Below are 21966 nucleotides of genomic sequence, written 5' to 3'. Positions count from 1 at the left end.
AATCACACCTCTTCCATGGAGCAGCGCAGGGGAAAGGACTGTTTCCGGGCCATCTGGTGCACCAGATGCACCTTGGTCTCGGCCACTTCGGCGGTATAGATGCCGCACAGGCCCACTCCTTTCTCGTGCACGCTCATCATAATGGCCATCGCCTCGGTTTCCGTCTTGCCGAACACGTCCATCAACACCTCCACCACGAATTCCATGGAGGTATAATCGTCGTTATGCAGCAGCACCTTGTACTGGCGCGGTTCCTGAAGCTGTTCCTCAAGCACCGTCCCCGGATCAGATCCCGGAACTTCAAACGGCTCGCCCATGCGTTTTCCCTCTACTCTTCCTCGCCGTATTCGCTGATCCAGCCCTGGAGGATGTCCACAATCTGCCGGGCCTGCTTGGCCGAGGAAATGTTGAACTTGGAATGAGGCTGGAAACGGCCGTTCCGCTTCTGATAGCGGCCCACCCGGAATTTCACGGGCCCGAAGTCCTCTTCTCCCCGGCCCGCCTCCTGATAGGCAAACATGACCGTGGCCCAGGCGCCGCGGGTCAGTACCTCTTTTTTCAGCTCCCGCACTTTCTGGACGCCGTCCTCGTCCGTCCAGTCTATGGAAATGCCATCGATGGTTTCAGCCATGCGTACTCCGTTATGATGTTTCTTCAAAGGCGCAAAAATTCCGGCGAAGTCCTTTGCCGGTCCGCCCGGTCTTCCTCTTCCGCATGATCATGTCACAGAGGACCGATGTCCCTCAAGTCCGGCCCGCCTGCGGAAAAAACGGGAACGCCGGCGATCACGTCGGACAGTCTTATGGCGTCGAAAGCCCCGACAATGACGGCATTCAGACGCTTCCAGGTTTCCCGGGTGGGACAGTCTCCCGAACGGAAACAGTATGTTTCGTCCTCGCAGCAGTTAGTCAGGCTAAGAGAGCCGTCCATGATCCGGATGACCTCTCCCAGGGATATTTCCGACGCGGCGCGGTTCAGCCGGTAACCGCCCACCGCTCCGCGTTTGCTCGCCACCAGACCGGAGCGTTTCAGCGGTTTGAGCAGCTGTTCCACGAACGGCAGGGTGATGCCGGTCCGTTCGGAAAGTACGACCGTGCTCACGGGAGTTTCCTCCTCGTGCACGGCCAGATCAAGCAAAATGCGCACCGCATAGCGGGCGCGGGCAGAAAGTTTCATACGGCGTCCTCAAAAATCCGAAAGATCAGCTCCCGGCCGGACAACATGCGCCTTCAGACGGAAAAAACCGGCCACCCGCTGTTATGCACCAAATCGGCCGCGTCAACCGGACGGCCGGAAAGACCCGCCGTTTAAAACGGACCCGGCGCAAGACGAATGCGCCCATGCATAGCCTTTCGCGATACAGCCCCGCCACAGCCATTTGTCCAATCTATTTGTTCCCGCCCGTTCATTTGGGCTAGCTTGCGCGGACAAAAAAGGAGGCATCAATGAAGCGTTTGATCTGTTTTTCCGCGGTGTTTCTTTTCCTGTGCACGACAGCCGGAGCCGGCATGCTGCAGCAGTTCGCGGGCCAGAAGGGAAGCATCGGCATTGCTGGCGGCACGGCCCACATTCCGGTCATGAACGCAGCGGCCAAAAGAATCATGACCGCCAATCCCGGCATCCGCATCACCGTGGAAGGCGGCGGCACCGGCGTCGGCGTGCAGAAGGCCGGAGAGGGTCTGGCGGACATCGGCAATACCGGCCGCGCCCTGTCCGAGGACGAAAAGACCAAGTACGGGCTGGTTTCCTTTCCCTTCGCCGTTGACGGCGTGACCGTGGTCCTGAATCCCGCCAGTCCGGTGACGGAGCTGACCGCCGCTCAGGTCCGGGACATTTTCGCGGGGCGGGTGGTCAACTGGAAGGATGTCGGCGGCCCCGACGCGGCCATCACCCTCTACACCCGCGACGAAGCCAGCGGCACCCGCGAAGTGTTCTGGAGCAAGATGCTGGAAAAAGGTCTTGTGGCCGACAAGGCCAACGTGGTCGCTTCCAACGGAGCCATGAAGGTGGCCGTGGCCCAGGATAAAAACGGCATCGGCTACATGAGCATCGGTTTTGTGGACGAAACCGTCAAAGCTCCGCTGCTCGATGGGGTGGAACCCTCCCAGGGCAACGCCAGAACCGGCGTCTACAAGGTCGCGCGGAAGCTGTACATGAACACCAAAGGCGAACCTCAGGGGCTGACCAGGCTTTTCATCGACTACGTAACCAGCCCGGAATGCGCCGACATCATCGCCGAGGCCGGATACATCCCGCTCAACTAGATGGAAGGACAGGTCTCTTCCGGCCGGCAAAACCATAACCGGCTTTGCCGGCAGATCTTTCTCGACCGGGCCGTCACGGCTCTCTGCCGGGGAGCGGGCTTCGTCTCCCTGGCGACGCTCGCCGCCATTCTCCTTTTTCTCGCGGCGCTGAGCCTTCCCCTTTTCACCGCCGGACAGTGGGATGCCGTTCTCTCCACAGTCTGGCGGCCCTTTCAGGGACAGTACGGCATCCTGCCCATGATCGCCGGTTCTCTGGTCCTGAGCGTCTCGGCCTTCACTCTGGCCTACCCTGCGGGAGTGGGCCTTTGCCTCTTCATCCTCGGAGGGCGGAACGGCTTTCCGCGCCGGGCGGCCCTGGCCGTGGTGACCTTCATGACGGCCATCCCCACAGTGGTGTACGGCTTCGTGGCCGTCTTTCTGCTGACGCCCCTCCTGAAAAGGCCCTCCGGCGGTAGCGGTCCGACTCTCCTCGCCGCCGCCCTGACGCTGGCCCTGCTCATCCTGCCGACCATCGTCCTGTTCCTGCACGGAACCATGTGCGAGACCGAAAAGCGGACCCGCCTGGCCAGCGCCAGTCTCGGCCTCACACCCCTTCAGGCCCTGCTTCTGGTGGTGCTGCCCGGATCGGCATCCGGTCTGCGCACGGCCGCCGTCATGGGCTACTGCCGGGCTCTGAGCGACACGCTCATCCCGCTCATGCTGGCCGGAAACGCGCCCCAGTTTCCGGATTCCCTGTTCGACTCCGTACGTACCCTGACAGCCCATATCGCCCTGGTGGTGGCCACGGATAACAGCTCTCCGGCCTTTCACTCCCTCTTTGCCTGCGGCCTGCTGCTTTTCGGCGTGAACCTCGCCGTGCAGGCGGCCATCCGGCCGAGAGACAAACTCTTCCGGCCCCTCTCCGGATGGCGTCTGCGGATACTGGCGTTTCTGGCCGCACATTCTCCATGCCGGGCTCTCACGGCAATCTGGTCCGCCCTGTCCGCCGCCCTGACGCTGACCGCCGTGGGTGGTCTGATCGTCTTTCTGCTGGTGTACGCCCTGCCCGTTCTGAACCAGCGCCTGTTCTTCGGCGGCACGCCCGTTACGGCCGCCATCCTCGGGTGGGAACCGGTCTGGGACGGCATTTTCGCCGCCTGTGCCGGCACCGTGGCGCTGGTTGTTCTGTCCTCCTGCATGGCCATTCCGCTGGGCGTGGCCGGAGGCGTGGCCATATCGCAATATCTGGGCTCATTCTGGGCCAGAGCCCTGCGCTTTTCGGCCAATACCCTGGCCGGAGTGCCGTCCATCGTCATGGGCCTTTTCGGCTTTTCCCTGATCATCTTCCTGCGCCGCACCGTCGCGCCCGAGGCCAATACCGGTCTGCTCCTCGCCGCCCTGTGCATCGCCCTTCTGGTGCTGCCCTTCACCATCAACGCCACCGCGCTTTCCCTGGCCTCCCTGCCCGAGGAACTGCGCCTGCTGGGGCCGAGCCTGGGCATGACATCCTGGCAGAGCCTGCGGCGCATTCTGCTTCCCGCCGCCAGCCGGGGCATTCTGGGCGGTGTCTTTCTGTCCATGGGCCGGGCGGCCGAAGACACGGCCGTCATTCTGCTGACCGGAGCCGTGGCCTACGGCGGCCTGCCCGGAAGCCTGCAGGACAAATTCGAAGCCCTGCCCTTCACCATCTACTATCTGGCCGCCCAGCACCAGAGCGTTCACGATCTGAACCGGGGCTTCGGCGCGGCCCTGACCCTGCTCGCGCTGGCCGTTGTCCTCTTTCTCGCCGCACGGGCCCTGCAAATCCGCATGGAGAGACAATGGAAACGCTGACTCCGGTCTTCACTCTGCGCGGCGTGAGCGTGTCCATGGACGGACGGCGCGTTCTCGACGGCATCGACCCGGACATCGCCAAAGGCTGCGCCACCTTCATCGTGGGCCGTTCGGGGGCCGGCAAGACGACCCTGCTGCGCGTGCTGAACCGCCTGAACGAGTGCTTTCCGGGTTGTAAAACCTCCGGCGAAGTAATCATGCATCTGGAGCGCGGCCCCATCCGCCCCTATGCCGGCGAAATATCCCTGCCGGAACTGCGCAGGATGACCGGCATGGTTTTTCAGCACCCCAATGTGCTGCCCATGAGCATCGCGGACAATATCGCCATGCCGCTGACGGCCGTTCTCGGCTTGAAGCGCAAACAGGCCCTGGAGGCGACCCGGACCGCCCTGGAAGAAGCCCGCCTCTGGACGGAAGTGGGCGACCACCTCGACGCCGATGCCCGCACTCTGTCCGGCGGCCAGCAGCAGCGTCTGTGCCTGGCGCGGACTCTGGCCATGCGGCCGGAAATCCTGCTTCTGGACGAGCCCACATCATCGCTGGATCACAAGGCGGCCAGAGGCATCGAAGAGCTTCTGGCCGGACTCAAAGACAGGTACACGCTGGTCGTGGTTTCCCACGAAATGGCTTTTGCGGCCCGGCTGGCCGACAGCGTTCTGGTTCTGCGGGAGGGCCGGATACACGACCGCATCCGGCGGGAGGACATTTCAAAAGGCGGCACGATCCGCCCGGAAGACCTGGAAAACCTGTACTGAAAGGGCGGCTCCGGAAGAGCCTGTCCCTCCACTTCTGCCGCCAGCCAAGAGATGCGAAATCCCTAAGGGATGTAATCCGGCTATTTCCTTGGCAAGACTTATCGGATACCTCCGAAGAAATATTCGCCATTCAGACGAAAGCCGAAGTATGGGTATGTTGTTAAGTCACAATACCCAGAATCAGCAACAGAAGTTATTCTGCCAATGATTAAATTGTCTATGAATGATTAACATCAAACCATTGCTGTCCGGCTAAGCGATGTAATCTAACAGTTTGAAGTTATATGAATTATCGAATTTTCGTCGTCTGGGATTCAGGAGTTCATCCAAGGAGGCCTCGCCGAGCAGGTTGAGTTGAATGAGCTGGAAGAGTTGCTGTACGGAGAGTCCGAGACGGCTGAGGAATTTCTGGTACGCGAGGAGCAGGTAAACCGTCAGGGCCGTGTAAATCTGGATCAGGACAGCGTTTTCCGAGTTGCCGACGAAGGTCTTTATGCGCAAATTTTGTTTGATTTCCTTGAAGAAGAGCTCGATTTGCCAGCGGTCTTTATAGATGTCGGCGATGGTTTTCGCCGAAAGCCGGAAATGGTTGGTCAAAAATTCGTAGTGTTTCCCGGTTTCCTGGTCACGATAGCCGATACGGCGCAAGCGTAAGGATTTTCCCCGGCTGGAGACTTCAATGATGTGATCGGAAGTAACGCCGGTCTTGCGATTCACGAGGCGGCGCTCCAGGAGTTTGAAAACGGCGTTGCGCTTGAGCCGGGTCACAAAAAAGACACCCTTTGCCCCGAGGATCCGAAACCAGGGATAGCTGATGAAGCCCTTGTCAAAGACCACGATGGAGCCCCTGGGCAACTCCATAGCCTGAGCTATGCGGCTTTCATGGGTTTTGGCGTCGGTGACGGTTGCGAAAGCCGGGATATGGCCATCGTGATCCAGCAAGGTATGTACTTTGACGCCGCCCTTGGCCTGCCGAAACGAGGCCCAGGGAAAAAGCGACAGGCAAAGCTTTATGGTGGTGGCGTCCAGACTGAACAATTTGGATTTGAAACGGAATTTGTGCTTCGGGGCTTTTGCGGCGCACAGGCCGTACATCTCGGCGAACAGATCCTTGAAAAAGCCTACGGGGCGAGAATTGTTCGCGTCAGCAAAGGTCGAGCGGGCCACGTTTTTCAGTCCCCAGTGATACAGGCGGTTTCCCGCAGCCTCAAGGCAGCGCAGGCCATCGCGCATGGAACGTCTTGCGGCAAGCTGGATGAAGGCCATGACCGTGAACTGCTCCTTGAAACCGAATTGACGCGACGAGCGCCCGGTTTTGTGCCGTCTTTCGAGTTTCTGAAAAACATGTCTGGGAATCAGAGATAGCGTCTGGGAGAATAGTGTATTATGGTGACTCAAGTCCAGAATCTCCTTGTGTGGCAAGATGTTGTGGTGATTTCTTTTACCACACATCGCTGAGATTTTGGACTCTTTTCTTATCCCTTAGCCGGACAGCAATGACATCAAACAGAAAGAGTAAATTATGCTTGGTCTGGCTTTAATGGCATTCTGTATAATATACTTCTATATATGGCGTTTCTGTACGCGATACATGTATAGAAGAATGATCAGAAAAGGGTATACAAAGAGACAGGCATTCTGGTCCGGATTTGCTGTCTTTTTTGCATTTTTCGCTCTCGCCTTCTGGGAATATATTCCTGCCCAGATAATTTATACTTATTATTGCCAATTCGAATCTGGCGGAAAAATACTCAAACCTCTCGAAGAATGGAAAAGAGAAAATCCGGATATATATGAAGCACTTCAATCAAAAAATAAAACTTATATCGAATCGATAAAGGTCAAGCCATATCGTTTTGGACTAATTGAATATAATGGAAAGAAATATCATTTATCTATTTCAGGGAATAAATTTATTAATAGATACAGCTATTATAGAAATATATATTTTAAAATGATTAAGGAGTATATATATATACAAAGATGTAAAAAATAATAACGATCTTCTTATTATTAAAGAATATTCAACAGGATGGCCATGGCTTTCTGATAATGGCGATCCAAATTTCCGGTATTTTAATTTATCCAGAGAAAGTTGCTGTAAATGGTCAAGTGATTGGAATGCATATAGGTCAATACTTATGCCATAAATAACATATGTTTTATGTTCTCTATCTCAAAGACTGTAAAGTTATGTAGAAAATAATTTTTAATAATTCATAATACCATAACAAAAGTTATTCTGCCAATGATTAACTTGTCTATGAATGATTAACATCAAACAGAAAGAGTAAATTATGCTTGGTCTGTCCTTAATGATGTTCTGTGTGATATACTTCTATATATGGCGTTTCTGTACGCGATACACGTATAGAAGAATGATCAGAAAAGGGTATACAAAGAGACAGGCATTCTGGTCCGGATTTGCTGTCTTTTTTGCATTTTTCGCTCTCGCCTTCTGGGAATATATTCCTGCCCAGATAATTTATACTTATTATTGCCAATTCGAATCTGGCGGAAAAATACTCAAGCCTCTCGAAGAATGGAAAAGAGAAAATCCGGATATATATGAAGCACTTCAGTCAAAAAATAAAACTTATATCAAGTCAATACAATATAAAGAGTCTATTCGTGAAAATATTGAATATAATGGACATAAATATAAATTATATATATATGGAAATAAGTTTATACATTGTTATAATTATTATAGAGATATATACTTTAGGATGGTCAGTGAAGATATATATATAGAGATGTAAAAAATAATGAAGATCTTATTATTATTAAAGAATACTCAACAGGATGGCCATGGCTTTCTGATAATGGCGATCCAAATTTCCGACGTTTTAATTTATCCAGAGAAAGTTGCTGTAAATGGTCAAGTGATTGGAATGTATATACGTCAATACTTATGCCATAGGAAATAGGAAGTCTTGATTTATGATCAGTAAAAATATCTTTGATTACATGCACGACACAAAAATTCCTCCACAATTCATCTGATACTTACTTCAGGATATCGCCCCATGCACGGCCACCCCGGAGACAAAGAAAAAACGGATACCTCTGCCGCTTCCCTGCATGCTGGGATTCACCATATTTTGCCCCAGAATTACGGCGCTTTCTATCTTTTTCTTCCGCAGCGCAGGACTCCTATATATTTTCTATAAAATCCGACTCTCTCAGCCGCGCGGCCAAAGTGGTATAACGCCGCCGGCCGCGCTCGTTTCCCAATCCCATATGCATGGCCCGGCGTGACCCCAGCAGCACGGCCAGCTTTCTGGCTCTGGTCAGTCCGGTGTAGATGAGATTCCGCTGAAGCAGCATGTAATGCTGCGTGACCACGGGCATGACCACGGCCGGGTATTCGCTGCCCTGGCTCTTATGCACGCTGATGGCGTAGGCCAACCCGATCTCGTCCAGTTCGTCGAAGGCGTACTCTATCTCGCGGCCGTCGAATTCGGCGGTCAAGGTTTCGTCCTGCGTGTCGAACCCCACGATGCGGCCCAGGTCGCCGTTGAAGACATCCTTGTCGTAGTTGTTACGCAGTTGCAGCACGCGGTCCCCGATCCGGTAGGCGCGCTGGCCGCGCGTCAGTTCCCGGCCCTCGGGGTTGAGGTGCTCCTGCAAAAGCCGGTTCAGGGCAATGGTGCCGACCTCGCCCCTGTGCATGGGCGTGAGCACCTGCACATCCGTCATGGGATCAAGTCCGTAGGCTTCGGGGATGCGCTCGCAGACCATGCGCAGGATGAGGCTCTGCAACTCGCCCAGGTGTTCCTTTTCCACCCAGAAAAAATCGGCCCTGGGCGGAGCATGGGGGCTGCCCTGCGGAAATTCGCCCTGATTGATGCGGTGGGCGTTGAGCACGATCATGCTTTCCCTGGCCTGACGGTAGATATGAGTCAGGCGCACGGCCGGAATGCTTCCGCTCTCCAGCATGTCCCCCAGAATGTTTCCCGCACCCACGGACGGCAGCTGATTTTCATCGCCCACAAAAACAAGGCGGCAGGTCAGGGGCAGAGCCCGCAGCAGCGCCAGACACAGGCCGCTGTCCAGCATGGAAACCTCGTCCACCACCAGAGCGTCCAGCGAGAGTTTTTTTTCCTCGCCGAACTCGAAGCCCGTGCCCGGCTGGAAACGCAGCAGCCGGTGCAGGGTGACGGCCGTGAACCCCGTGGCCTCGGACAGACGCTTGGCCGCCCGGCCCGTGGGCGCGGCCAGGCCGATGCGCAGGCCCAGAGCCTTCAGGGCGCGAACCACCACGCGGGTGATGGTGGTCTTGCCCGTGCCGGGTCCGCCGGTGATGATGGCCACCTTTTCCCCGCAGGCCGACTCCACGGCCTGCCGCTGTTCGGCCGACAGGCTGAGGGCAAGCCGCTCTTCCTCCCGCTCCACGGCGGCGGCAATCCTGTCCGGAGCGAGCCGGCTTGCGTGCTCGCGCAGAGCGTGCAGCCGGGAGGCAATTTCCCGCTCGGTCCGCCAGAAATATATCAGAAACACGTTTTCCCCGCCGTCGGCAGGCTCCGCCACCAGACGCTTGCGCTCCACCAGGGCGTCAATCCGCTCTTCCACAAGTTCCAGGTCATGGCATCCGAGCAGCCGGGCCGCCTCCTCGGCCAGCATGGGACGGGGCAGAAACATGTGCCCGGCGCTTTCGGCGGTCTGGCGCAGACAATACTCCACCCCCGCTTCCAGCCGCTGGGGCGCGTCCTCGGCGAAACCGAGCTTGAGGGCCATGTCGTCGGCGGTGCGAAAACCTATGCCATGGATGTCGTAGGCCAGATCATACGGATTGGCGCGCAGGCGCTGCACGGCATTCACGCCGTATTGGCGGAAAATCCGATGAGCGAAGGTGGTGGCCACCCCGTGGGTCTGCAGAAAGAGCATGAGCCCGCGCACTTCCCGCTTTTCCCGCCAGGAGGTCAGGATGGTCTTCAGCTTGGACGGGCCGATGCCGTCCACTTCCAGCAGACGGTCCGGGTCCGTATCCAGAATATCCAGCACCTGGCTGCCGAAGCGGCTGACCAGACGCTCGGCGATTTTCCCGCCTATGCCCTTCACCGCGCCGGACTCCAGAAAACGGCGGATGCCGTTCAGGGACGCGGGCAGCACATGCTCGCAGGTTTCGGCCTTGAACTGCCGGCCGAACTTCGGATGTTCGGTCCATTCGCCGGTAAGACGCAGGGATTCTCCGGGAGCCACGGAACCCAATACGCCGACGACCGTGGTCTGGCCGGGCTCCGAGGGTACCAGCAGCCGGGCGATGACGTAGCCGTTTTCGGGGTTCTCGTAGACCACACTGACCACTTCCCCCTGAATGGAGAGGAAGGAGTCCATGATCAGAGCGTTTGCCGGTATTTGAGGGATTGTCTTAAAGTTTCCCGGTCCACATATTTGATTTCCGTGCCCAGAGGGATGCCCTGAGCCAGGCGGGTCACGGAAATGCCAGAAAAATTGCGGCCGAGAAGAGCATGCACGTAGGAACTGGTGGCCTCGGCCTCCATGGTGGAACCCAGGGCCAGCACGACTTCCCGCACTTCACCCTGCCGGAGCAGGTTTTCCAGCAGGGAAATTTCCAGATTCCGGGCGTCCACCCCGTCCAGAGGCGAAAGCAGCCCGCCCAGAATGAAATAGCGCCCCTGGTATACGCCCGCTTCTTCCATGACCATGAGGCTGTCCCACTCCGACACAAGACAGAGTTGCTCGGCGTTGCGCTTGGGATCCGTGCAGATGTGGCAGGGATCAGAGTCGGCAAGGCTCCGGCAGCGGGAGCAGATATGCAGGGCGTCGCGCAGCCCTCCGATATCCCGGCCCAGAGCCCGCACGGTTTCCTCGGGCCACTTGAGCAGGGTCAGGGCCATGCGCAGGGCGCTTTTGGGGCCCACTCCGGGCAGCGCCGAAAACTGATCCACAATCTTTTGCAAGGGAGCCGGGAGCCGCTGCACTCGAATACTCCTAGAACAGTCCCGGAATTTTCATGCCGCCGGTGATCTGCGCCATTTCGCCCTGCATGAGGTCCTTTCCCTTTTTAATAACCTCGTTCACTGCGGAGAGAACCAGATCCTGCAGCATGTCCACATCTTCCAGCACCACCGGATCGATCTTCACGGACAGGATTTCTCCGGCGCAGTTGGCCCGGACCGTGACCATACCTCCCCCCACGCTGGTTTCCACTTCCTTTTTGGCCATTTCCTCCTGGGTTTTGAGCATCTTTTTCTGCATCATCTGGGCCTGTCTGATCAGTTCGTTCATGTGCCGTTCTCCTTGGAATTACCGTTGGCGGCCCGGACATCCATGATCCGGGCCTGAAAAATTTCCTGCGCTTCCCGCACCACGGGATCGGCGTCGGCCATGCTCTTGAGTTCGGCCTTGGTCTTGCGCGTCTGGGCCGTGGGCGCGTCCACCCGTACGGTCAGGGATTCGCCGTAATATCTCCGGGCCAGTTCCGCCAGCCGGGACAGGGAAGCCTCCAGACGCTCCCGCAGGTAGGCGTGCTGTGTCCGCAGCACCAGCTCTGCGCCCTCCACTTCGCCCCTGACCCGGTCCAGGCCTGGGATGGGTCTGCCCCCTTCAGCCTGGCAGAAAGCGGCGAACCCGTCCCAGGTACGCGGGCCGGATGGCTGCGGCTGGACGGGTGCGGCTTCGGAAGCGGGCGGACGGGCCGCCTCGTCAAAACGCGCGGGTCCGGCGGAAGATCTGGATTTTCCGTCCGGCTTTTCCCCGGCGGACGGCGTCAGTTCTTCCATCCTCCCGGAATCAGGCCGGGCTGGCGGGACGTTCCCGGCAGGTGCCGGACGCTGGCGGGGGGAATACATCTGCCCGGCGGAAGGGGCTGGTCTGACTGGTGCGGCAGGCACTTCCCGCCCGGCACCCGGAATGGTCTGATTCCGCGCCGGCGTACCGGAAGCTACGGGCCGGGATACGCCGGGTAACAGAAGCTCCGGCAGATAGGCCAGATTGAGCAGCAAAAGCTCTAGTGCCAGAGGCGGCTCCATGCTGGACAACACCCGGCGCTGGCTCTCCAGCGTCATCTGCCAGCCCGCGTGCAGATGGGCCGGATCAAAACCCGGAGCCATGGCCGCCCAGAGTTCCACTTCCTCGGCGGGCAGGTCCATGAGGGCCCGGCCGCCGTCACCCATCTGGCGCAGCAGAAAAAGATTGCGCCAGCACACGGCCAGCTCTCGCAGGAAAAAACCCAGATCCGCACCCTGATCCAGTATCTCCCCGAGAAGCCCGTGCAGTCCCGCCAGGTCCTTGTCGCGCACGCATTCCATGAGACGCATGAAAATCTCGCTTCCGGCCAGACCCAGCACCTCGCGCACGCCAGCCATGTTCAGCTCGCCCGCGCCCAACGCCAGCACCTGAGACAAAAGCGACATGCTGTCCCGGACCGAACCGGCCCCACGCCGGGCCAGAAGCTGTATGGCCGCCGGTTCGGCCGCGATATTCTCGCGCTCCAGAATCCCGCGCAGGTGCGCGGTCAGTTCGGTCAGGCCCAGACGTTTGAAAACAAAATGCTGGCAACGGCTGACAATGGTCTGCGGAAATTTCTCCGGCTCCGTGGTGGCCATGATGAAGGTCACGTGCCCCGGCGGCTCTTCCAGAGTTTTCAGCAGAGCGTTGAAGGCCCCTCTGGACAGCATGTGGGCTTCGTCGATGATGATGACCTTGTAGCGGCATTCCAGCGGGGCGTAGCCCACATCCTCTTTCAGGCGGCGCACATGGTCCACGCCGTTGTTGGACGCGCCGTCTATCTCCACCACGTCCACGGCCGCGCCCTGGGTGATCTGGCGGCAGACCGGACACTGGTTGCAGGGCTCTTCGGCGGGACCCTGACGGCAATTCAGGGCCTTGGCGAAAATCCGGGCCAGTGTGGTCTTGCCCACGCCCCTGGTGCCGCTGAACAGATAAGCCGGAGCGACCCGTCCCGTTGCCGAAGCACGGGACAGAATCCGCTTGATCGACTCCTGTCCGGCCACTTCGGCGAAGGTCTGGGGGCGATAACGGGCTGCGAGGCTTTCCTGATTCATAATGAGAAAATTCCCGGGGAACGGACCGGCCGCATCGTGGAGCGTGGCGCACTCCACTGCACCGGTCTTACAGTGGATGCGGCATCTTCCTGAAGCAGACCTTTCCGTCAAAGATCTGCGTATTTTTCCCGAGGCTGCCCCAATAGGTCAGCAGAGAGTCCTGAGATCCATGCCCGGCCCGCTTCAGCGTAAACAGGCATTCACCCGCATCATATATTTTCACGCCATAGGAATTTTCCATCTTCCCGTCCGCGTAACTGCGGAAAAATACCGCCAAGGAGTCCTCATCGCCCACGACTTCGCACAGCATCGATTCATAAGTCTGAAAGCCCGTTGCATCGAGAACAGCCGCCAGGGCTCCATCCCGCGGCTCGACCGTCAGAGTATAAGTGACGGTGCTGTGCAGGCCGTTCACCCGGGGGCCTCCGGCTTCTTCCCACTGATAGACGCCGCTCCAGTCGAATGTTCCGGCCCACACCAAAGTGGCGAGCATGCAGCCCAGAACGGACAGAACAACCACTTTCAACGGAAAATTCACGCTGTCCTCTCCTGAAAACCGGGGACGGAGTCCACTCGGGCGAGAATCATGCGGGCATTTCCGGGTGGCCCGTCCAGCGGAAAATCCAGGCCCGGAACCTTTGTGTCCGAAGCCTGGATTTTCGCGGCACAGAGACTCCGCCGTGCTCATGCCGCGCGGTTCAGATGCTGTACCGGGTCAGCCACTTGCCGTATTTCGGATTTTCTCCGCGCAGCACCTTGAAATAGGCTTCCTGCACGGCCTTGGTCACCGGCCCGCGGGAGCCCTGACCGATGGCCCGGCGGTCCACTTCGCGGATGGGCGTGACCTCGGCCGCCGTGCCGCTGAAGAAGGCCTCGTCGGCGCAGTACAATTCGTCTCTGGTGAAACGCTCTTCCACCACTTCGTATCCCAGGTCCCCGGCCAGAATCATGATCGCTTCGCGGGTGATGCCCGCCAGAATGGACCCCAGAGGCGGGGTCTTGATGACGCCGTTTCGGACAATGAACACGTTCTCGCCCGTGGCCTCGGACACATAGCCCTCGGCGTCGAGCATAAGGGCCTCATTGTAGCCGTCGGCCAGAGCCTCGCGCTTGGCCAGCACGGAGTTGACGTAGTTGCCGCAGGTCTTGGCCTTGGTCATCATGACGTTGACGTGGTGCCGGGTGAAGGTCGAGGTCTTGACCCGGATGCCCTTTTCCAGGGCCTCGGCCCCCAGATACGCGCCCCAGGGCCAGGCCGCGATGATGGTCTGGATGGGATTGTCCGCGGGATTGACACCCATGACGCCCGCGCCGATGAAGGTCAGAGGACGGATATAGCCCTCGGCCAGTCTGTTGACTTTCAGAGTCTCGACGATGGCCTGACAGATGGCTTCCTGTGAATGGGGAATGACCATCTCGTTGATTCTGGCCGACAGAAAAAGACGCTCCACGTGCTCCGCCAGGCGGAACACGGCGGACTGGCTGTCCGCACAGGTGTAACAGCGGATGCCCTCGAACACGCCCACGCCGTAGTGCAGGGTGTGGGTGAGCACATGCACCTGGGCTTCGTCCCAGGGCACGAATTTACCGTCGAACCAGATTTTTTCCGTCTTCTGCATGGAATCCTCCAGAAAATTGGGCGTGATACATGACCGGATGGCGTCGGGAACACTAGGCCAAGCCCCGGTTCCGGTCAAGGAGCGTGGCTACGGGCGACTTCTTGAAATATCATGATTCCAGGCGGTTCCCCGAAAGGAACGGACCGGGAAAAGACTACTTCTTCTCGTGGCTGGACCGGAAGACCATGCGTACGGGAGTCTTGTCCAGGGCGAAGACCTTGCGCAGCTGGTTTTCCAGATACCGCACGTAGCTGCCGCCGAAGAGCTTTTCGTCGTTGACGAAGAAAACGAAGGTCGGAGGTTTGGCGTCGGCCTGGGTCATGTAGTAGATTTTTCCCCGGCGGCCGCCCACCACGGGCGGCTGGTGCCGCTCCATGACCAGTTTCACCAGACGGTTCAGCTCTCCCGTAGACACGCGGCGGGCACACTGCGCCCAGAGAGCATCCAGCAGAGGCGGCAGACTTTTCAGGCCGGCTCCCGTCGCGGCGGAGGCGAACACCACCGGCACATGGGCGCAAAAGGCGAATTCCCGGACGATGTCCTTCTTCGCCGCCGCCAGCTGCGCCCTGGTCAGCAGGTCGATCTTGTTCAGCAGAATGACAAAGGGCACCTTCTCCGTGTCCAGAAAGGACAGAAGCCGCTTGTCCTGCCCCACCACCCCGGCCGCCGCGTCCATGGCCAGCACCACCACATCGGCCCGGCGGGCGGCCCGCATGGCCCGGACCACGCTGAAATATTCCAGGGATTCGGTCACTCTGGACTTGCGGCGCACTCCGGCCGTGTCCACAAAGGTGTATGTCCGGCCGCCGATCTCCACACGCACGTCCACACAGTCCCGCGTGGTGCCCGCGTCGGCGCTGACCAGAAGACGGTCCCTGCCCAGCAGGGCGTTGATAGTGGAAGATTTGCCCGCGTTGGGACGGCCCAGCAAAGCCACCCGCAGACCGGCGGAATCGTCCCCGGCCGCACCGTCCGGATGCTCCCCCGGCGGCAGGCCGGCCTTGATGGCCTCGCGCAGTTCGCCCATGCCGAACCCGTGGGCGGCGGACACGCAAGTCATGGGAAACCCGAGCGCGAAGAAATCAGCGGACAGGGATTCCTCCTGTTCCGCGCCGTCCACCTTGTTCACCACCACCCGCGCTTCCCGGCCGGACTGCCGCAGATACCGGGCCACTTCCTCGTCCTGGGGATGCAGGCCCTCCCGGCCGTCCACCACGAACAGAATGAGGTCGGCCTCGGCCATGGCCTCCCGCGCCTGGGCGAAAATGCCCAGTTCCATCTCGTCGCCGGAATCCGGCACGATGCCGCCCGTGTCCACCAGCGTGTAGGGCCGCTCCTGGCCGGAAACGTCGTGAAAAATGCTGTCCCGGGTCACGCCGGGCAGGTCGTGGGTGATGGATATGTGCCTGCCGACCAGGCGGTTGAACAGCGTGGATTTGCCCACGTTGGGACGGCCGATGAGGGCCACCAGAGGCAGTTGGTTCATGGAGCGCCTCCCATGGCCCGCAGAATGCTTTCCCGGTCCGGGCGGATGACACCCTTTTCGGTCACGATGCCGGTGATGAGGCCGCTTTCGGTCACGTCGAAGGCTTCATTCACCACGGCCACGCCCTCGGGCACGACGCGCGTTCCGCCGGCGTGGGTCACTTCCTCGGGCGTGCGCTCCTCGATGGGTATATGCGAGCCGTCGGGGATGGACAGATCAAAAGTGGAACCCGGCGCGGCCACATAGAACGGAATGCCGTAATGCCGGGCCAGCAGGGCCACGCCGGATGTCCCGATCTTGTTGGCCGTGTCGCCGTTGGCCGCGATGCGGTCGGCGCCCACCACCACCTTCTGCACCCGGCCCGTCTTCATGAGCTGGGAACAGGCGTTGTCGCAGGCCACGGTCACGGGAATGCCGTCCCTGTGCAGCTCATAGGCCGTCAGCCGCGCGCCCTGCAGAAAGGGGCGGGTTTCGTTGGCGATGACCGAAATCTTCTTGCCCGCCTCCACCGCGCTCCGGATCACCCCCAAAGCCGTGCCGTGCCCGCCCGTGGCCAGGGCCCCCGCGTTGCAGTGGGTCATGACCGTGTCACCGTCGTCCAGCAGTTCCGCGCCGAAGCGGCCCATGGCCCGGTTCATGGCCACGTCCTCGGCGTGAATCTCAAGGGCCAGAGCTTCCCATGTCCGCGCCAGGTCCCGGGGATCGCACCCTGGTTTCCAGGCCGCGCGCATCCGGTTCACGGCCCAGGCCAGATTGACCGCCGTGGGACGGGCCCGGACCAGACGGTCAAGCAGCGAATGCAGCGCTTCTGCCCAGTCGGAACCGGCCGCGAGCGCCTCCTTCAGGGCGATGCGGCAGGCATAGGCGGCGCTTACGCCGATGGCCGGGGCCCCGCGCACGACCATGGTCCGCAGGGCATAAACCACATCGTCCACCGTGCGGCAGGCGAATGTTTCCTCCGCCAGCGGCAGCCTGCGCTGGTCCAGCAAGAGCAGCGCGCAATCCTTCGTGTCAAAGCGAATATGGCCGTCCATGCTTTCCTCGTATGGCGGGAAAACCGTGCGCGGGGCACGGCCTTCAGCCGTTGTTCCCGTCTTCGCCTTCCGGCGCTTCGTTTTTTCTCCGGTAATTGAGCAGATATGCCGCCACGAGAAGAGACGCTTCCGCCAGCAAAATATCCATCACCCCATAGTCCTCGACCCGGCTCTCCATCTCCAGAAGCAGCCCCAGTTCGGCCGTGAAGGCGAGCAGAAGAAATGCTGCCAGCACCAGCAGAAACGCCAGCATCCGCTTCAGCGGGAGCCACTCGATGCACAGAAGATATGCGAGGAGAAAAGAAAGGGCCGCGCAGACCATGCTCATCTCCTTCCCAAGTTCGGCATTGAACACGCCCAGACAGAACACCACCCCCACGAGCCCCGCCAGGCCGGACAGCAGCCAGGCGATGAACGTGGAAAGAAGGGTGCGCAGATTCTTCTTCATTGGTCTTTCCGTTTCATACCCTGGTACGGGCTTCTCTTCACCAACAAAAAAGCCGAACCGCTGTGGATTCGGCTTGCGGACGAAATCCGGCGCGTTACGAGCGCTCGGTCACTTCCACCAGATGGTAGCCGAACTGCGTCTTGACCGGGCCGTGCACCACGCCCACGGCCTCGTTGAAGCACACACGGTCGAATTCCGGGACCATCTGGCCGGGACCGAAAGAGCCCAGATCGCCGCCGCGGCGGCCCGACGGGCACTGGGAGTATTCCTTGGCGAGTTCGGCGAAATCGGCACCGCCCTCGATTTTTTCCTTCAGGCTCTGGCAAACGTCTTCAGTGGCCACCAGAATGTGGCGCGCTCTGGCTTTGGGCATGACTCATCTCCTTGATGCGTTTTTTCCGGAGGCAGTATCGTTCCGCCCGGCCCTTGGCAAGATTGGCGGAGCGAGGGATTATGGAGGGCATGACGAAGCATTTCCACCGGCCGTGCCCTGTATTCCGGACAATGAGGCAGAGGAGGAAACGCCGGCCGCGCCGGCGCAGACTTCAGCCGTGGTCTCCGCCGTCCGCCTTTTCCGTGCCGTCTTTCTTCCTGTAGTCGAGCAGATACGCCGCCGCGAGAAGAAACATCCCCACCGGGAAAACCGCCGCCAGCTGGTACTCCACGATTCCGGCGTCCATGCCCGGCAATATGCCGATGACCGCCCCGGCAAACAGAAGGACCGCCGCTAGCACCATAAAAAGGGCCAACGCCCGTTTCAGAGGCCGCCATCCGATGCCCAGAAGATAGGCGCAAAGAAGTGAGAGTGACGCGAAGACCGCGTTCGGCCAGACCGCGATCCGGGACTCGTACATGTTGAGGCAGAGCCCCAGGCCCATAATTGCGGAAGATGCGGCCAGCAGCCAGGAAAGTTTTCTGGAAAGGATCGAACGCAGATTGCCCTTCATCGGTGCCCCTTTTTACAATTGGATACAGATTTTCCACCACGAACAAAAATCTGGATGCTTTTGAGCTGCTCCGCGTGCATTTGGCTCCACAGTGCACGGCGGATATTCCCGGCGCATCACATCGGGCGGTACCGTTCCGCCCGGCCCCTGGCAAGACCGCCGAAGCTTTACGGGAAGCGCCAGAGTCCGTACGAAACGCCATCCCGAAACATTTTTCCCTGACAGCATGACGCATCTCCTGACACCAGCGCGGGCAGGCCGTCCCGCCCTCCGCGACACCGAGGTCCACCCGTGACGCTTTCTTTTGCCGGAGAGCTGGCCGCGCTGACCGCCGCCTTCATCTGGGCCATTTCCACCATGATCTACGCCCGCACGGGCGGCCGGATGCCCGCCATGCTCCTGAACCTGATCAAGGGCAGCGTGGCCGTGGGCTTTCTGGTCCTGACCGTGCTCATACTGGGCGACGCTCCGCCGGAACTCGAAACCCGGCACTGGCTGTGGCTCGCCGGAAGCGGTCTGGTGGGGATCAGCATCGGCGACAGCGCCTATTTCGCCTCCATCCGGCGCATCGGCCCGGCCCAGACCCTGCTGGTGGAATCCATCGCCCCGCCGCTGACCGGCCTGCTGGCCTTTTTCTTTCTGCATGAAAGCATCGGCCCCTGGGCCTGGACGGGCGTCTTCCTGACCATGGGCGGCATTCTGTGGGTGGTGACGGAACATCGCCCCAAGGAACGCATCCATCTGCCCGGTCTGGGATTCGCCGCGCTGGCCGCCCTGTGCCAGGCTGCGGGCATGGTCATGTCCAGGGAGGTCATGATCAATACGCCCATCACATCCCTCTGGGCCGCCCTGGTCCGGCTGGCATCGGCCACGCTGGCCCTGTGGGTATTTCTGCCCCTGGTCCGGCCGGACATACTCCGCCGCGAGGTCTGGCGCGGCATGGGAGCAGCGGGGACCTGGGCGCTTTTCGCCGTGGCCGTGTTCCTGGGCACATTTCTGGGCATCTGGCTGCAACAGACGGCCCTCAAGCTGACCAGCGCGGCCATCGCCCAGACGCTTGTCTCCGTCAGCCCGCTCTTCGCCCTGGGGCTGGCCCGGCTCGGGGGCCAGAAAATCTCCCGGCGCAGCCTGACAGGCTCCATCGCCGCCCTAGCGGGCATCGCCCTTTTCTTCCGCCAGCCGGGCTGGTAGCGGATATCGCGGCGGCTTCGGAAGGCCGCCGGACTATCAAAACGCAAGCCTCAGGAGCGTCCATGAGCCCATCCTGTCCCATCACGCCCACAGCCGATCCCGTCAATCTGGTCATCTTCGGCGGCACCGGCGATCTGGCCATGCGCAAAATCTACCCGGCCCTGTCTGTACTGTTCCAAAGCGGCCTGCTCAGCCCGGACTCCCGCATCGTGGCCTCGGGCCGCACGGACATGAGTCCGGAAAAGTATCAGCGCCTCGTGAGAGAAAAGCTCTCCGGCGCGCTCAAGCCCCCCGCCTTGGACGAGCTCGTATCCCGCGTGAGCTACGCCCGCATCGACCCGCAATGCCCCGAATCCGGCGGCAGACTCGCCGCCCTGCTCGATGAAATGGATGCGGACCGCCCCAGAAACCGCCTGTTCTATCTGTCCGTGCCCCCGGCGGCCTATATTCCGCTGGTCACCCTGCTGGGCGAGGCCGGACTCGCCCGGGAAAGCGGCGGACGTTCCGCGCGCATCGTCGTGGAAAAGCCCTTCGGCCGCGACCTGTCCACGGCCCGCGAGCTGGACAGGGTTCTGCACCGCTTTTTCGCAGAGCGGCGGATTTTCCGCATCGACCATTACATGGCCAAGGAAACCGTGCAGAACATCCTGTTGCTGCGCTTTGCCAACGCCCTGTTCGAGCCGGTCTGGAACCGCCGCTACATCGACCACATCCGCATCACCGCCGCCGAATCCCTGGGCATCGGCCACCGCAGCGGATTTTACGATCAGGCGGGCGTGCTGCGGGACATGTTCCAGAACCATATGATGATGCTTCTGGCCCTGTGCGCCATGGAGCCGCCGTCCGTGTTCGAAGCCGAGCGGGTGCGCGACGAACGGGCCAAGGTTTTCCGGGCCCTGCGCCCCTTGGACCCCGACGCCCTGGAAGACAGTCTGGTGCTGGGCCAGTACGGGCCGGGCGTGATCGACGGCCAGCCCGTGCCCGGATATCTGGAAGAACCCGGCGTACGGGCCGGTTCCCTCATGCCCACCTACGCCTGGATGAAAATCTTTCTGGACAACTGGCGCTGGCAGGGCGTGCCCTTCTATCTGTGTTCGGGAAAGCGGCTGCGGACCAAGCACACGAAAATCGAGGTCCAGTTCCGCGACGTGCCCGTGTCCATGTTTCGCGGCAGCGGGCCGGTCATGCCCAACCGTCTGGTGCTGGGCATCCACCCGGAAGAAGTGGTCCGGCTGGAAGTCCAGACCAAAAGCCAGGGGCCGAGCCTCTGCCTGGAGTCCCGCCATCTGGAATTCGCCTACGGCAGCGCCGGGCAGGATCGGGTGGACGACTACGCCAAGGTCCTGCTGGACTGCGTGAACGGCGATCAGACCCTTTTCTGGCGGCAGGACGCGGTGGAACTGTGCTGGGAATTCCTGACACCTGTGCTGAACGTGTGCGACTGCCCGGAAGGATCGCCGTCCCTGCATCCCTACCCCGCCGGAAGCGACGGCCCGGCCAGAGTGCTGGAGATGCGGCCATGAGCGCTTCCTGGCTTTTCTTCCCCGACGAAGAACAGTTCGGCCAGGCGGCCGCCAGCCATGCCGGACGGCTGGCCCGTGCGGTTCTAGAGAAGCATCCGCATTTCACTCTGGCCCTGAGCGGAGGACGCGGCCCCCTGCCCTTTTTCCGGCATCTGGCCGATGCCGATCTTTTCGCGCCGGAGATGTGGACGCGGACTCACATCTTTTTCGTGGATGAACGGATGGTCCCGCCGGATCATGCGGATTCCAATTTCGGTTCGGCCAGAAGGCATCTTCTGGACCGCGTTCCCGTGCCGGAGGAAAACATTCACCGCATGCCCGGAGAACTGCCGCAGGCCGCTGCGGCCGCAGCCTATACCGAAACCCTCGACGGATTTTTCGGATGCCGCCCGCCCGTTTTCGACCTGCTGGTGCTGGGCATGGGTGCGGACGGGCATACGGCGTCCATTTTTCCCGGCTGTTCCCTTCAAGACGGCAACCAGCCCGTCAGTCCGGCCACCGCGCCCGGAGCAACTGTTTCCGCCCGGCTGACCCTGACCGGGCCCGTGCTCGACGCGGCCGCAAACGTCCTCTTTCTGGTGCTGGGAGCGGATAAACACGAACCTCTCCGCCGCATCCGCTCCGGGGACAGGAGCCTCCCGGCGGGGCGGGTCCGGGGCGGCCGCCGGTGCTGGTACGTATGCCCGCCCCCTCCGGCATGATCCGGGCATTTTCCCGGCCAAATCTGTTGACATGAAACCCCGGACTCTCTATCAGCCTTCCCACGCCGGGGATGTAGCTCAGCTGGGAGAGCGCCGCGTTCGCAATGCGGAGGCCAGGGGTTCGATCCCCCTCATCTCCACCAAGAAAGATAA

The 21966-nt window shown here is 60.2% G+C and carries 22 protein-coding genes and 1 tRNA gene; 8 read left to right on the top strand and 15 right to left on the bottom strand.

Annotation, left to right across the window (positions count from 1 at the left end; translation table 11 throughout):
- Window positions 1-2: 2 nt before the first annotated feature.
- The 3 genes from AXF15_RS09145 to AXF15_RS09135 form a co-directional block, all read right to left on the bottom strand.
- Window positions 3-317 carry an ATP-dependent Clp protease adaptor ClpS gene (locus AXF15_RS09145; protein WP_066606357.1) on the bottom strand — a complete coding sequence of 105 codons (315 nt, stop codon included), beginning with the start codon at window positions 315-317 and terminating at the stop codon, window positions 3-5.
- Between the two features lie 11 nt (window positions 318-328).
- On the bottom strand, window positions 329-631 hold the full coding sequence (locus AXF15_RS09140; protein ID WP_066606355.1) for a hypothetical protein: 303 nt from the start codon (window positions 629-631) through the stop codon (window positions 329-331).
- Between the two features lie 92 nt (window positions 632-723).
- Window positions 724-1176, bottom strand: coding sequence for an RrF2 family transcriptional regulator (locus AXF15_RS09135; RefSeq protein ID WP_066606352.1), 453 nt, complete (start codon window positions 1174-1176; stop codon window positions 724-726).
- 269 nt (window positions 1177-1445) lie between these two features.
- Here AXF15_RS09135 and AXF15_RS09130 point away from each other — a divergent pair, with 269 nt between their 5' ends.
- Genes AXF15_RS09130 through AXF15_RS09120 form a run of 3 tightly spaced genes read left to right on the top strand, consistent with a single transcriptional unit; the run spans window position 1446 to window position 4831 of the window.
- Window positions 1446-2264: a phosphate ABC transporter substrate-binding protein gene (locus AXF15_RS09130; protein ID WP_066606350.1), complete on the top strand. Its 819-nt coding sequence runs from the start codon at window positions 1446-1448 to the stop codon at window positions 2262-2264.
- Window positions 2265-4076 (top strand): phosphate ABC transporter permease, encoded by a 1812-nt coding sequence (locus AXF15_RS14590; protein ID WP_236884761.1) that lies wholly within the window; start codon window positions 2265-2267, stop codon window positions 4074-4076. It begins immediately after the preceding gene.
- The gene (locus AXF15_RS09120) at window positions 4064-4831 is read left to right on the top strand and encodes a phosphate ABC transporter ATP-binding protein (protein WP_066606348.1); all 768 of its coding nucleotides are present in this window, start codon (window positions 4064-4066) and stop codon (window positions 4829-4831) included. The genes AXF15_RS14590 and AXF15_RS09120 overlap by 13 nt, the downstream gene beginning before the upstream one ends.
- Before the next feature lie 252 nt (window positions 4832-5083).
- Here the strand turns inward: AXF15_RS09120 and AXF15_RS09115 are convergent, their stop codons facing one another.
- Window positions 5084-6283: an IS4 family transposase gene (locus AXF15_RS09115; RefSeq protein WP_236884760.1), complete on the bottom strand. Its 1200-nt coding sequence runs from the start codon at window positions 6281-6283 to the stop codon at window positions 5084-5086.
- Window positions 6284-6353: 70 nt separating this feature from the next.
- Here AXF15_RS09115 and AXF15_RS09110 point away from each other — a divergent pair, with 70 nt between their 5' ends.
- Window positions 6354-6827, top strand: coding sequence for a hypothetical protein (locus AXF15_RS09110; protein ID WP_066606345.1), 474 nt, complete (start codon window positions 6354-6356; stop codon window positions 6825-6827).
- A 1160-nt stretch (window positions 6828-7987) separates the two neighbouring features.
- Here the strand turns inward: AXF15_RS09110 and recD2 are convergent.
- From recD2 to AXF15_RS09050, 11 genes are all read right to left on the bottom strand, one after another.
- The gene (recD2, locus tag AXF15_RS09100) at window positions 7988-10171 is read right to left on the bottom strand and encodes an SF1B family DNA helicase RecD2 (protein WP_066606339.1); all 2184 of its coding nucleotides are present in this window, start codon (window positions 10169-10171) and stop codon (window positions 7988-7990) included.
- A 2-nt stretch (window positions 10172-10173) separates the two neighbouring features.
- A complete protein-coding gene (gene recR / locus AXF15_RS09095) occupies window positions 10174-10779 on the bottom strand; it encodes a recombination mediator RecR (RefSeq protein WP_066606332.1) in 606 nt (201 codons plus the stop codon).
- Between the two features lie 10 nt (window positions 10780-10789).
- Entirely contained in the window at window positions 10790-11086 is a 297-nt protein-coding gene (locus AXF15_RS09090) for a YbaB/EbfC family nucleoid-associated protein (RefSeq protein WP_066606330.1), read from the bottom strand.
- Window positions 11083-12864 (bottom strand): DNA polymerase III subunit gamma/tau, encoded by a 1782-nt coding sequence (dnaX, locus tag AXF15_RS09085; protein WP_066608861.1) that lies wholly within the window; start codon window positions 12862-12864, stop codon window positions 11083-11085. Before dnaX ends, AXF15_RS09090 begins: the two co-directional genes overlap by 4 nt.
- 67 nt (window positions 12865-12931) lie before the next feature.
- A complete protein-coding gene (locus AXF15_RS09080) occupies window positions 12932-13402 on the bottom strand; it encodes a DUF5991 domain-containing protein (protein WP_066606328.1) in 471 nt (156 codons plus the stop codon).
- A gap of 160 nt (window positions 13403-13562) precedes the next feature.
- The gene (locus AXF15_RS09075) at window positions 13563-14483 is read right to left on the bottom strand and encodes a branched-chain amino acid transaminase (RefSeq protein WP_066606326.1); all 921 of its coding nucleotides are present in this window, start codon (window positions 14481-14483) and stop codon (window positions 13563-13565) included.
- A 154-nt stretch (window positions 14484-14637) separates the two neighbouring features.
- Window positions 14638-15969, bottom strand: a complete 1332-nt coding sequence (gene der, locus AXF15_RS09070) for a ribosome biogenesis GTPase Der (protein ID WP_066606323.1) — start codon at window positions 15967-15969, stop codon at window positions 14638-14640.
- Window positions 15966-17003 (bottom strand): S-methyl-5-thioribose-1-phosphate isomerase, encoded by a 1038-nt coding sequence (gene mtnA, locus AXF15_RS09065; RefSeq protein ID WP_066606320.1) that lies wholly within the window; start codon window positions 17001-17003, stop codon window positions 15966-15968. Before mtnA ends, der begins: the two co-directional genes overlap by 4 nt.
- 43 nt (window positions 17004-17046) lie before the next feature.
- Window positions 17047-17451, bottom strand: a complete 405-nt coding sequence (locus AXF15_RS09060; RefSeq protein ID WP_066606318.1) for a hypothetical protein — start codon at window positions 17449-17451, stop codon at window positions 17047-17049.
- A 94-nt stretch (window positions 17452-17545) separates the two neighbouring features.
- Window positions 17546-17824: a peptidylprolyl isomerase gene (locus tag AXF15_RS09055; RefSeq protein WP_066606317.1), complete on the bottom strand. Its 279-nt coding sequence runs from the start codon at window positions 17822-17824 to the stop codon at window positions 17546-17548.
- A 172-nt stretch (window positions 17825-17996) separates the two neighbouring features.
- Entirely contained in the window at window positions 17997-18398 is a 402-nt protein-coding gene (locus tag AXF15_RS09050) for a hypothetical protein (RefSeq protein ID WP_066606314.1), read from the bottom strand.
- Between the two features lie 291 nt (window positions 18399-18689).
- Here AXF15_RS09050 and AXF15_RS09045 point away from each other — a divergent pair, with 291 nt between their 5' ends.
- From AXF15_RS09045 to AXF15_RS09030, 4 genes are all read left to right on the top strand, one after another.
- Window positions 18690-19589 carry a DMT family transporter gene (locus AXF15_RS09045; RefSeq protein ID WP_066606311.1) on the top strand — a complete coding sequence of 300 codons (900 nt, stop codon included), beginning with the start codon at window positions 18690-18692 and terminating at the stop codon, window positions 19587-19589.
- 62 nt (window positions 19590-19651) lie between these two features.
- Window positions 19652-21112 (top strand): glucose-6-phosphate dehydrogenase, encoded by a 1461-nt coding sequence (gene zwf / locus AXF15_RS09040; protein WP_066606309.1) that lies wholly within the window; start codon window positions 19652-19654, stop codon window positions 21110-21112.
- The gene (pgl, locus tag AXF15_RS09035; protein ID WP_066606306.1) at window positions 21109-21813 is read left to right on the top strand and encodes a 6-phosphogluconolactonase; all 705 of its coding nucleotides are present in this window, start codon (window positions 21109-21111) and stop codon (window positions 21811-21813) included. The genes zwf and pgl overlap by 4 nt, the downstream gene beginning before the upstream one ends.
- Window positions 21814-21880: 67 nt before the next feature.
- Window positions 21881-21956, top strand: a tRNA-Ala gene (locus tag AXF15_RS09030).
- The last annotated feature ends 10 nt before the right edge of the window (window positions 21957-21966 follow it).

Origin of the sequence: Desulfomicrobium orale DSM 12838 (assembly GCF_001553625.1) — a bacterium.
Classification (GTDB): domain Bacteria; phylum Desulfobacterota; class Desulfovibrionia; order Desulfovibrionales; family Desulfomicrobiaceae; genus Desulfomicrobium; species Desulfomicrobium orale.
Note: the sequence above shows the minus strand (reverse complement) of the source record. Positions and strands in the feature narration are given on the sequence as shown.